The sequence below is a fragment of the Chryseobacterium potabilaquae genome (genome assembly GCF_902728265.1).
GTDB lineage: Bacteria > Bacteroidota > Bacteroidia > Flavobacteriales > Weeksellaceae > Chryseobacterium > Chryseobacterium potabilaquae.
Genome location: NZ_CACVBR010000005.1, coordinates 148,933 through 160,953, shown reverse-complemented (window position 1 = coordinate 160,953; position 12,021 = coordinate 148,933). Strand labels below are relative to the sequence as shown.

The 12,021-nt window shown below is 32.5% G+C and carries 8 protein-coding genes; 2 read left to right on the top strand and 6 right to left on the bottom strand.

What is annotated here, in order from left to right; translation table 11 throughout:
* The first annotated feature begins 248 nt into the window (after window positions 1-248).
* The gene (gene polA, locus CHRY9293_RS04980) at window positions 249-3,086 is read left to right on the top strand and encodes a DNA polymerase I (protein WP_162031866.1); all 2,838 of its coding nucleotides are present in this window, start codon (window positions 249-251) and stop codon (window positions 3,084-3,086) included.
* Between the two features lie 76 nt (window positions 3,087-3,162).
* Here polA and CHRY9293_RS04975 read toward each other — a convergent pair whose 3' ends face one another.
* Window positions 3,163-4,962, bottom strand: a complete 1,800-nt coding sequence (locus CHRY9293_RS04975) for a hypothetical protein (RefSeq protein WP_162031865.1) — start codon at window positions 4,960-4,962, stop codon at window positions 3,163-3,165.
* Window positions 4,963-5,460: 498 nt separating this feature from the next.
* Window positions 5,461-5,859 carry an immunity 22 family protein gene (locus tag CHRY9293_RS04970; protein ID WP_162031864.1) on the bottom strand — a complete coding sequence of 133 codons (399 nt, stop codon included), beginning with the start codon at window positions 5,857-5,859 and terminating at the stop codon, window positions 5,461-5,463.
* A gap of 199 nt (window positions 5,860-6,058) precedes the next feature.
* Here CHRY9293_RS04970 and CHRY9293_RS04965 point away from each other — a divergent pair, with 199 nt between their 5' ends.
* Window positions 6,059-7,036, top strand: coding sequence for a T9SS type A sorting domain-containing protein (locus tag CHRY9293_RS04965; RefSeq protein ID WP_162031863.1), 978 nt, complete (start codon window positions 6,059-6,061; stop codon window positions 7,034-7,036).
* 97 nt (window positions 7,037-7,133) lie between these two features.
* On the opposite strand, the gene CHRY9293_RS04960 is transcribed toward CHRY9293_RS04965, so the two are convergent.
* The 4 genes from CHRY9293_RS04960 to CHRY9293_RS04945 form a co-directional block, all read right to left on the bottom strand.
* Window positions 7,134-8,855, bottom strand: a complete 1,722-nt coding sequence (locus tag CHRY9293_RS04960; RefSeq protein WP_162031862.1) for an ATP-binding protein — start codon at window positions 8,853-8,855, stop codon at window positions 7,134-7,136.
* A 6-nt stretch (window positions 8,856-8,861) separates the two neighbouring features.
* Window positions 8,862-9,983, bottom strand: a complete 1,122-nt coding sequence (locus tag CHRY9293_RS04955) for a sensor protein KdpD (RefSeq protein ID WP_162031861.1) — start codon at window positions 9,981-9,983, stop codon at window positions 8,862-8,864.
* A gap of 14 nt (window positions 9,984-9,997) precedes the next feature.
* The gene (locus CHRY9293_RS04950) at window positions 9,998-11,347 is read right to left on the bottom strand and encodes an outer membrane beta-barrel protein (RefSeq protein ID WP_162031860.1); all 1,350 of its coding nucleotides are present in this window, start codon (window positions 11,345-11,347) and stop codon (window positions 9,998-10,000) included.
* A 66-nt stretch (window positions 11,348-11,413) separates the two neighbouring features.
* Window positions 11,414-11,962 carry a potassium-transporting ATPase subunit C gene (locus CHRY9293_RS04945; RefSeq protein ID WP_162031859.1) on the bottom strand — a complete coding sequence of 183 codons (549 nt, stop codon included), beginning with the start codon at window positions 11,960-11,962 and terminating at the stop codon, window positions 11,414-11,416.
* Between the last annotated feature and the right edge of the window lie 59 nt (window positions 11,963-12,021).

Here is a 12,021-nt window from a genome sequence, read left to right as displayed (position 1 = left end):
CCACTTCTTGTACTACAGAGAGTTTAAAGGATAGGCTATAGTCTTTTTGACTACGTTTTACATACTGATTATTAAGATCTTTCATAACATTGCTGTTTTTGTGTAACGCTATGTTAGGATCAGACATATATAAAATTAAAAGAAGCTGTCTATTCTAGGCAGCTTTTCTAGTTAAACGATAAAAATACAAATTCGAAATGTAGAAAAGAAATATTCCTATTTTCTTATATTTGTTTTTTATAGAAAATATGGACGCAACTCAAGATAAAAGATTGTTTCTTATCGATGCCTATGCAATGATTTTTAGAGGATATTATGCATTGATTAGAAACCCTAGGCTTACCAGTAAAGGATTGGACACATCTGCCATTTTTGGTTTTACCAACTCTTTAATAGAATTGATCAGAAGAGAAAAACCAACCCATCTCGCAGTAGTTTTTGATGTGGGACAGGCAAGTGTAAGAACAGAAGATTTTTCTGAATATAAAGCCAATCGTAGTGAAACTCCTGAGGCTATCAAGATTGCAGTTCCCTATATTCATAGAATTCTTGAAGCGATGCACATTCCAATTTTGGGAGTGGAAGGATATGAAGCTGATGATGTGATTGGAACAATAGCCTGTAAAGCCGAGAAAGAAGGATACACTACTTTTATGGTAACTCCGGATAAAGATTTTGCCCAATTGGTTACGGATAAGATTAAAATTTATAAACCGGGTTTAAAAGGCGGAGATATTGAGATTTTAGGAGTTGAAGAAGTAAAAGCTAAGTATGAAATTGAAGACCCAAAGCAGGTAATTGATTTTTTAGCTATGATGGGAGATGCAGTAGATAATATACCTGGGCTAGAGGGTGTTGGTGAAAAAACAGCGATGAAATTCCTTAAAGAATTTGGAAGTATCGAAAATCTTTTAGCAAATACAGATCAACTTAAAGGAAAGCTTAAAGAGAAAGTAGAAGCGTCGGCTGAACGAGGTATTTTATCTAAAAAATTAGCAACAATTATCTGTGATGCCCCTGTAGAATTTCATCAAGAACAATATGATCTTGAAACTCCAGATTTTGAAAAAGTAAAAGACGTTTTTGATGAGATTGAGTTCAGAAGATTGTATGAAAATTTGTACCGAGCATTTGCTTCCGGGACCGTTGAGGTAGCTGTGATCAATGAAATTGAAACAAAAGCGGTGTTAGAAAGTGAAATTCAAGTAAAAGGACAGGTTGTACAGCTTGATCTTTTTGCTAACTTTGAGGAACTTGATCAGGCAACATCTACAAAATCAACAATAGAACAAAGTGATCATTTATATCAATTTGTAAATAATGCTAAGGCACAAAAAATATTAGTTCAAAATCTTTTACAACAGAAAGTGGTTTGTTTTGATACGGAAACAACTTCCTTAAATGAAATGGAGGCTGAGCTGGTCGGAATGAGTTTTTCATATAAAAAAGGATTAGCCTATTACGTCCCTTTATCTGAAGATAAGGGAGAAGTATTACAAACCCTGGAAATCTTTAGACCATTCTTTGAGAAAGAAGATCTACTAAAAATTGCACATAATCTAAAATATGATTATAAAATTTTAAGACAATATAATATTACCGTAAAAGGGGCTATTTTCGATACGATGATTGCTCATTATTTGTTGAATCCTGATGGAAGACATGGAATGGATTATCTTTCAGAAGTATATTTGAATTATAAACCTGTTTCTATTGAAACCATTATTGGAAAAAAAGGAAAGAAGCAAGGCAATTTCAGAGATGCAGATTTGAGAACTCAAACTGATTATGCAGCAGAAGATGCGGACATAACGTTTCAGTTGTATGAGTTATTTGCTCCCCAATTGAAAAAAGAGAATCTAGAAGATTTATTCTTTAATATCGAGATGCCATTGATGGAAGTTTTAGCAAAAATGGAACTTGCCGGAATCTCCTTGGACGAAAAATGGTTGGCTAAAGAAAGTATTGATTTAGAAAGTGATTTAAAGCAACTCGAGACCAAAATATTTGAGCTTTGTGGAGAGGAATTTAATATGAACTCTCCAAGGCAGCTAGGTGATATTTTGTTTGAAAAATTGCAGTTAGATCCTAAAGCTAAAAAAACAAAAACAGGCCAGTACGCTACTTCAGAAGACGTACTTCAAAAACTGGCATCAAAACATGAAATCATCAAACATATTCTAGAATATAGAACCTACCAAAAGCTAAAATCTACTTATGTAGATGCATTGCCTTCACAAATTGAAAAAACAGATAATAGAGTTCATACCAATTTTTCACAGACGACAGCTGCGACAGGTCGTTTGGCAAGTGTAAATCCTAATCTTCAAAATATTCCAATTCGAACATTAAGAGGACAACAAATTCGTGGAGCTTTTGTTGCTGGAGAAGGGAAGAAAATTATTTCTGCCGATTATTCTCAGATAGAACTTCGCTTAATTGCTGAAATTTCGGGTGAAGATAATATGATTAAAGCGTTTCAAAATGGAGAGGATATTCATGCTTCTACGGCAGCTAAATTGTTTAAAATTCCTTTACAGGAAGTGTCCAAGACTCAGAGAAGTCAGGCAAAAACAGTAAACTTTGGAATTATTTATGGGCAAGGAGCTTTTGCATTGGCAGAACAAACAGGATTATCCAGAACAGAAGCTAAGCAAATGATTGAAGCGTATTTTGAAACCTATCCGAAGCTGAAAGAATATATGGCTGAACAAGTGAACAAGGCTCGCCAATTAGGATATGTAGAGACTATTTTAGGAAGAAAACGCCATTTAAAGGATATTAATTCTAATAATTTTGTAGTTAGGGGTCATGCAGAAAGAAATGCCGTGAATGCTCCTGTCCAAGGAAGTGCTGCCGATGTTGTAAAAGTAGCAATGATTAAAATTGATAAACAACTTACAGGACAGAAACTTAGCACTAAAATGCTTCTTCAGGTACATGACGAATTGGTATTTGAATCTCCTATCGAGGAAATTGAAGTAGCATCAAAACTTATCAAAACTGAAATGGAAAGCTCAATAGAAACTCAGGTTCCTTTATTAGTGGAAGTAGGAGTGGGAGATAATTGGCTAGAAGCACATTAAAGACTATTCTATTTATAAAATCTCCTTTGTCACCAAAATGACAAAGGAGAAAATATTTTAGTGTATAATGTTCTGATTATTTTGCTTCGATAGGTTGTGTCAAGTTAGGGAGATTTAGGTTAATGATATTGGTAACCAGCTGTGTCGTTGTACCTCCTCGTATTTCAATATTGAATTTTATTTTTATAGGAATGATAATGTCTCCTTGTTGAATATAATTTTGTGGTTTTTCTAAAGATTTAAGATCAAAACTTACTGTATTACCATTAACAATTGGCCCGTTAATAATGGAGAATGGGTAATTTTCATTTTCTTTATTAATATATTCAATCTGAATATTTGAAATTTTATAAGGCTCTGTTAGCTGAATATTAGTGGCGTTGATATTAAATTGAATTGGGAAATTATAACCGATTTTGCCCGCAATTTTTACTTCTTGCTTAGAAGCATTGATGGATTCGCTATTGACATTTGATATTTTGGGATTATCCGTTACTTTTACTGTGGGTTCAGAAACATCAATACTTAACTTTTTTCCACTCATTTCGTCTTTACTATTTAGTTTTAAAGAAAGTCCGATAAAACCATTTGATTTTATAGCATTGTCTATCGCTTCTTTTTTTATAAACCCTGTTATTTTGCAGATGCATTCCGGGTATTCATTTTCCTTCGCTATCCATGATGAAACGACAGTAGGTTTTTGTTTCCAAATCTCTCCATTAAAGCCATCTGATGTAACTTCCCATGAATTATTATCACACAATGAAGAAGGAACTCCGACTAAAACTCTTGTTATTTCTGTCGGTAAAAGATGAGTAGCAAAACCACCTATGGAAGGTTGGGCTTTATAGTTTTGGCTATTTTGTAATTTTTGGTTGATCTCCTCAATGGAGGGCAGTTTAGTGAGTTCCCAATTCAAATTTCCATTGGATAGTTTATGAATAGAAGTACTGAAGTCCTTTAAATCAAAAGATGCTTTATTCTCATTTCCTGCATTCACTTGGCCGCTTGCATTGAGAAGTCCGAATGAAATATTAGCAGATAATCTACCATTCATATTGATACTTTGGGATGAATTAATGGCTCGATTGGTCAAAGTTCCCTTAAGTTCCGAAATATATTTCGCATTACTGTAGAGAGGCTGTGTATTAGATGGGTTGTTTTTGTAATGATTATAATAGATTTCCCAAATCAGTAAATGAGTATAGGTGGACTGTGCCGTATTTTGTCTTAGGATGAGGTATAATGGACTGAAAAAGTTTCCCGTGACGGAGGTGATTGATGTTGTTTTTTGCGTTTCAGCAGCTAAGCTTGCCTCTAGCTCTGCAACAGGAGCTTTAACTTTAGCTGTTGCGTCTCCTACAAAATAACTTCCACAAGACTTTTGGTAAAATAAGCTGGGAAATCCATTGATAGGAGATAGTGCTGATTGGCCAAAATTAACTAAATTATCACTAATTCCAATAATTCGTTTAGCATTAATAAATTCTTGTTCCACAAAAGTCCCATTATTTATTTTGAGTATGTCGGATGGTGTCAATACTAAGAAAAGTAAGTTGGTTGCTGAGATAGGAATATCATAAATAGTTGTTTTTCTTAAATTATTCTCGCCATAATTGGCAACAATTTCTTTAGGAATATACATTCTTTTGTCTGTTCTAATAATTCCACAAGCCTCTTTTGCTTGTAATTCGTATAAAGATTGTAATTTCTCTCCCAATGTTCCATTAGGAAAGGGTTGGGACAAAGGGAGGGGAAAATCTTTTTTTTGCTGTATTTCTTGCTCTTGTAGAAATTTTTTGACCGCATTAGATTGGGCACATACAGTTTGTAATACTGAGATAGCGATTACAAAAATTAAATATAAATTTTTCATGATATTAGTGTTTATCCTGGGTTAGTTTTTGTTAATTTATAAAACTTTATTATTTTAATTCATTTTCAAAATAATAAAATAATGCTCCGGAATGATAGGTCCTTTTGTAGATAATAAAAGAGGTGAAGAAAAAAGTAAGTCTAGCTAGGTAGAGCTACCTCAAGAAATTGTAAGGATATTAATATTAATCTCATTGTGATTGGCTTTATGGTGGTTAGTTTATTGTAAGTTACGCATTTTTTATTTAATTTGAATAATACTTGTAGAATGAGTCTCGGAAGGTTTGGTTTGTTATTATTTCAGTTATGAATGTAATTAAACTTTAAAGTATTGGTAAATTTTAAAGGGTAATTGATCAATACTAATCGTTATTTAAATTTTACCTATGTCCTATATGAATTGGTTATAAATTAAAAATGTGACATTTTTAAATAATGCCACATTCACTTTTTATACCCTGAATAATACTAATACTTATTTTTTATATTTTGATAGCTTTTACATATAGTATTCAATTCCTCCTATATACACTAATGAAAACAATTCATCTTCTACCGAAACAGGATTGGGAATTTGTCCTCTATTGAGAAGGATTAGAGAGTTAATATCAAAATTTACATTAAGTTCGTTGATTCTATTGATTAATATGGGAAGCCATTGCTCTGCAAAAGAATATTCAGAGAATTTTTCATATATAGTCCTATCACCTCCTTCAAAACCATACTCTACAAGCTCATAATCTAGCCATATTGTATTCTGGGATTCAGCAAATTTAGAAATATATTTTTCGTCAGATTCTTCTTCCATATAAAAGCCTTCATCTTCTTCTACAAATTCGTAAAATTCCTCTTCTGTATTAAAATTTCCTATCCAAAAATCTAATGTTTGTATATCCATAATTGTTCGATTACTATGCCGTTTCTTTTTTTGAAACAATATCCAAAGGTATAATAATATTGGGAAATAAGATGCTTTACCTTTGTGGATACGCTTTATTGAGAGCAAAAGAGATAAGAGTTTAATTATATTTTAATGTATTCTTTTTTATAAGAAACATAAAAAAGTTACCTTTGATAGCAACCAAATAACACAAAATATGAAAGTAAATAAACTTTTTTTCGTACCATTTATTCTTTTTTGTAATAGTATACAATCACAAGTCATTGATAAACAGTTTCTACTGACTAATGATTTGATGGATATAAATAATACGACTGCCTTAGTTCCTATTGCTTATAACACGGAATACACTTCTAATGCATTTATTCCGGATATGGTTACGCCTTGTAATATTAATAGAGATGTATATTTTGTGGCTAAAAATGCAGGATTGAGATTTAATGCAGGGTCTGGTTCACAATATCAAGATTATAGTGTGAGTATTTATTTTAAATTCAATCCATTTCAGCCGGCATCGAATGGTTATGCAAGAATTCTTGATGTAAAAGATAACACGGTAGATTCAGGAATTTATAGGAGAGGAAATAATTTAAACTTCTATCCTAATGGGGATGTAGGTACGGATCTATTGATCAATTCAGGCACGGAATATGTTTTATTGACACTTACACGAAATGGTACTACAGGCTTAGTTAAGGTTTATATCAATGGTTTACCGGCATCCACCTATAATGATGCTGGAGGAGCATATCAATTGACTTCATCAGGTAATTTCATTTTTATTAAAGATGATGTTCCAGTGCCACATGAACAATCTCCTACTAATTTAGCCTACATACGAGTTACCAATACACTATTATCCGACCAGAATGTTCTTGATATGTATAATGGTATTTGTGGGAGTATTTTAGGGACGCAAGAAGCCGGCCATTCTAATAATGAACTTCAAATTTATCCAAATCCGGTAAAAGATATATTGAAATTTAAACTTGGAAATAATTTAAAATCGGAATCTATTGATATGTATGATGTAAGTGGTAAAATTTTAACATCGATAAGTAATGCTAAAAATATCAATGAAATAAATATATCAGATTATCCTAAAGGAAATTATATTCTAAAAGTGAAGGCCAGTAATGGAAAAACATATATACAGAAAATTATAAAAAAATAATTAATGTTTTATAATGGAGCTGATATTTAATTAAAATAATACTTAATCTGCTTTACAATTATTCAATTTAATTATAAATGAGCAGATTAAGTATTGACTAACTCAAGTATAATGGCAGTTTGAAGTAAAAAGTACTCCCTTGTTTTATCGAACTTTTCACTCCTATTTCTCCATGTTGTTTTTCTATAAAGTTTTTGGAAATAGCCAATCCAAGACCCGTTCCATTATGATGCTCTCCAGGGACTTGAAAATATCGATCAAAAATCTGTCGATGGTATTTTTCTTCAATACCTTTTCCTGTATCTGTAATGCTAAATAAGATCATCGAATCAATTTTTTCAACTGAAACTTGGATTTTTTCATCATGAAAAGAATATTTGATAGCATTAGTCAAAAAATTATTGATTACCCAAATTGTTTTATCATAATCCGCTACCACGTACTCATTATTTTCTAAAGCGTAATGTGAATCAATGAAAATGTTTTTTTGTTCAGCTAATTTTTCAACATTCTTTATGGCGGTTTGAACCATGTTTTTAGGGAGACATTTTTGAATATTCAAATGAATATTTCCTGTTTCAACTTGTGACAAATTCAATAGTTCGCCTGTAATATCTAATAAACGCTGCCCGTCTTCATTAATACTTTTTAGAAGCTCTTTTTGTTGATCATTCAATTCTCCGAATTTTTCATTTCCTAATAAATGAACTCCCATTTTTATAGCAGAAATAGGTGTTTTTAATTCATGCGAAATAGTAGCAATAAAATTAGTTTTTGCAAAATCAAGTTCTTTAAAAGGGGTAATATTTCTTAGTAAAATGACCTTGCCTATATGTTTTATTTCTTTCTCGCCTGTTTTTGTAATGCTAATCGGAACAATATCTTGTTCAAAATAGTTTTCCTTGTTTTCTTTAATAATTTTAATAGGCTCTTGGGTGGGATGATCAATATTCTTAATGAGTTCTCTAACCAAATCATTTTTAATGGCAACTTCATGAGCTGTTTTCCCTATGATTTCCTCTTTATATAAATTTGTGATTTTCAGGGCTTCATCATTGATCATATAAATGAAATAATTTTCGTCCAGACCAATAACAGGATCATGCATATTGTTAATCAACGTTTCAATACGTTTTTTATCCATAAGTTGTTTTGAAAGACTGCTACTTTCATATTCTTGTAGTTTTTCGGCCATAATATTGAAGGAATTTGCCAAGTCATTAAATTCTTCGCTGCCTTTAAAGTGAACTCTTTCATTATAGTTTTTATTCGCAATTTGTCGAATACTCAAAGTCAATTGATTGATAGGTTCTGCAATGGTTTGAGGAAGATTAAATAACAAAACAAAAGCAATTAAAAAACACACTGTTCCTAAGCTTACAATCCAAAAAGTGGCATTTTCAGCTGTAATAATAGCAATATCACTTTTCCGTTCAATCCCTTTCATATTTAGAGACATAATTTTCACCAAGTCTTCACGGATTAGTTTCTCTTTTTCACCAGAAGGTTGCTTTAAATAATCGCTGAAATGCAGATTAAGATGTTGGGTAGCTTCTTTTTCACCAAACTCTGTTAAGTTTTTTTCTTGTAATCTATTGTTTTTTTGAAATTCTTTAATGGCTATAACACTGTCGATTTTTATTTTATCCAACGCTAAAAGCATATTCTGGGAAAACTCAAGACTATTATAATTAGCTTTGAGTATCTTTTCTGTATCGGATTTTAATGTGTTGATATAGACTGAACCTATGACTGATAACAAAACGATCAATACAAATAAGAGTCCTACTCCAAGGGTAAGTTTAGTTTTAAGCTTCATGGCATTTTAAGATAAAATAATAATATCAATCTGTCTTTCATTCAATCGGTTCATGAATGTGTAAATCCAACTATATCCAAAAATTCTCTGCAAAAAATGGGCACGAGGCTTCCCAATACACACTGTTGTCATATTATGTTTGAGGACATAATCCAAAATTCCTTTATGAATACTGTTTTCCTTTACTCGAACTACTTTTGCTCCTAATTCATGTGCTAAATTAAAATTATTAATCAAATAACGTTGCTTGTTAAGGGCAATTTTTTCAGGATTTTCAGCAGATTTTTGAATGTATAAAACAGTCCAAGGACTATTGTAGTAACTAGCTAGTCTTGCTGTTTTTCGGATAATATTTCGTGCGGTCTTTTCATTGCTGCTTATGCAAGCGAGAAATTGTATAGGTTTGAAGTTTTCCGTTTTGACTTCAGTTTCAACTTTTCTTTCCACATGCGTAGCCACTTCTTTTAAAGCCAACTCACGAAGCTGTAAAATATGTTTGCTTTGAAAAAAATGATGTAATGCTGTTTGAATTTTTTCCTTTTTGTAGATCTTTCCTTCCTTAAGCCTTGTCAATAATTCATCTGTGGTCAAATCAATATTGACGACTTCATCTGCTAAGGCTAAAATTTTATCAGGAATACGCTCCCTAACTTCAATCCCTGTGATTTTCTTGACATCTTCGTTTAAGCTCTCAATATGTTGGATATTCATGGCACTAATCACATTAATTCCGTTATTAAGAATTTCCAGAACATCTTGCCATCTTTTTTTATTTTTTGAACCTTCTATATTAGAATGTGCCAACTCATCTACAAGGACAACTTCAGGATGAATATTGATGATAGCCTGAAGATCCATTTCTTCGATATTTTTACCTTTGTAAAAAGACGATCTCCTCGGTATTTGGGGGATTCCCTCGACTAAAGCCTGTGTTTCTTCTCTCTCATGTGTTTCGATATACCCAATTTTCACATCAATTCCATTCCGCAACAAAGTATGAGCTTCCTGAAGCATCCGAAAAGTTTTTCCTACTCCGGCACTCATCCCGATATAGATTTTAAATTTCCCCTTCCGGGATTGTTGAATAAGTTCTAAAAAATATTCTGTTTCTTTTTTTGAAGTATTCATCTTATTTAATATAATTATAATCTAAAGATCACGGCAACCGTTAATCTGCTATCCGATTTTCTTAAATCTGGTCTCCAAAAATTAATGGGAGTATCGATCCATCCGTCCGGACTAGTTGTTCCTTCGGGCCCAGCGAAGTAAGGGATATTACTTTTTCTGAATCCGTATTCAAGTCTAAAAGTTACGAATTGATTCGGCATGATATCAATTGTTGTTGTTCCCTGAAATATTTTCAATTTTTCACCTTTTTTGATAGCGTCATTAAAATCATTATTTATAACCGGAGAAGGTGAGAATGCTAAATAAGCTCCTGGATTTAAAACAGCATCGCCTCTCAGACTCAAGGCAATTGTATTGTGGTGAAACCAAAGTCTGTTCGCAAGGGAAGTTCCCACTATATAGTTGTCTTTTGCTTTCAATCCACCTCCACTTTGGAACCCGTAATGGTTGTTGATACTGAACGCAGCTTGTGACAAACCTTTCCTGTCTTTATTGTGAAAATATCTTGTGACAATACTGTGATCATGGTGAAAGCGGCGAACGTCAGGATTATTTCTTGTATCTTTTCCATTTAAATAGAAATTGGCAACCAATTGAAGGTTTTCAGTGGGACGGTAATAATTAGAAATACCCAATCCAAGACCTTTGTTCCATGAATTGTATGTTTGCCATCCATTTAAGACCCAAAATTCCACCTTATATTTTTTGAAAGGAAAAGCTTGGACTCTTGCTCCTTGAAAATAAAATGGAGTAAAATCACAGGGTAAACTTCTCTGATAATTCCAATTTTCTCCTAAAATATAACTTTCCAAACCAATGTAACTCATGAAGATTCCGGCTTCAATATTCAAACCATGCATGAGATTAAAATGATATCCAGCGGCAGCCTCCCTGATATATTTTAAATTACTCCCACTTGTATTCTTACCATGATTCACGGTTCCGTCCAAATCTTGTACAATAGCCCCCATTTGGCCAAACTGAAGAAATAAACGCCCAATCATATTTTTATAATTGGTTTCTAGGCCTATACTTGCCATATTGATGGTGAATTCATTAGAACATCCGATGGCAGAGGAAACGGTATGGGTATTATCTTTTGGATGATGAAAATCGTAGTTGTAATAAGCATCCACATATGCTACGCCTGTTAAAATTGTTTCTCCGTCTTTATCTTTTAACGTTAAAGGAAAATCTGTTTGGCGGTTTTGGCCGTTCATCCATGTTAAGTCGTATCCTTCAAAAGGAATCTTAGAATCCTTAGTTTGTACTGAAACAGAATCGTTTTTACTTTTCTGTGCTTTGAGGAGATTTAAAGCAAGAAGAACGGATAAAAAAATAATTTGAATAGTTTTTGGTTTCATTAAATAAGTATTAATAAAAGTGAGGTAGGGAATTAATTATTTGCCTATAAATCCAGGCTTGAATTTTTATTTTAATTGATCGAGTGCAATATTTAATTGTAAAACATTGACTTTCGAGGGACCGAAAAAAGAAGTTTCTGTTTGATTTTTAATAAGGTTTTCTACTTTCTCAACAGAAATATTTCTCATTTTTGCAATTCTTTTAACCTGATAAAAAGCTCCATTTTCTGAAATATCAGGATCAAGGCCACTTCCGCTAGCAGTTATCAACTCAACAGGAATTTTTACATTTTCCATGTCCGGGTTTTGTATTTTTAAAACATTAATTCTTTTCTGAACAATCTGTAAATATTCTTTATTGCTTGGACCTTTATTGCTTCCTCCACTTCCTGCGCCATTGTAGTCAACTGCTGATGGGCGGCCATGAAAATAATTTGGTGATGTAAATTTTTGACCAATATTGGCGTAGAATTTTTGACCATTATAATGGATAATCTCTGCGTTTCCATGAGTTGGTAACATCTTAGAACCTGCATACACAATTCCAAGATAAATTCCAATGATAACAAACATGACAAAGGTTAATCTTACTGCTGATAAAATATGATTTTTCATTTTGATTACATAGTATATTGTAAAGATGGGAAGCCAAAGATTAAATGACTGAAGTTGGT

Bases quoted from the DNA above. Each gene is read 5' to 3' on its own strand.
- CHRY9293_RS04955 (WP_162031861.1), bottom strand. From the start codon at position 9,983: ATGAATACTTCAAAAAAAGAAACAGAATATTTTTTAGAACTTATTCAA.
- CHRY9293_RS04960 (WP_162031862.1), bottom strand. From the start codon at position 8,855: ATGAAGCTTAAAACTAAACTTACCCTTGGAGTAGGACTCTTATTTGTA.
- polA (WP_162031866.1), top strand. From the start codon at position 249: ATGGACGCAACTCAAGATAAAAGATTGTTTCTTATCGATGCCTATGCA.
- CHRY9293_RS04975 (WP_162031865.1), bottom strand. From the start codon at position 4,962: ATGAAAAATTTATATTTAATTTTTGTAATCGCTATCTCAGTATTACAA.
- CHRY9293_RS04945 (WP_162031859.1), bottom strand. From the start codon at position 11,962: ATGAAAAATCATATTTTATCAGCAGTAAGATTAACCTTTGTCATGTTT.
- CHRY9293_RS04965 (WP_162031863.1), top strand. From the start codon at position 6,059: ATGAAAGTAAATAAACTTTTTTTCGTACCATTTATTCTTTTTTGTAAT.
- CHRY9293_RS04950 (WP_162031860.1), bottom strand. From the start codon at position 11,347: ATGAAACCAAAAACTATTCAAATTATTTTTTTATCCGTTCTTCTTGCT.
- CHRY9293_RS04970 (WP_162031864.1), bottom strand. From the start codon at position 5,859: ATGGATATACAAACATTAGATTTTTGGATAGGAAATTTTAATACAGAA.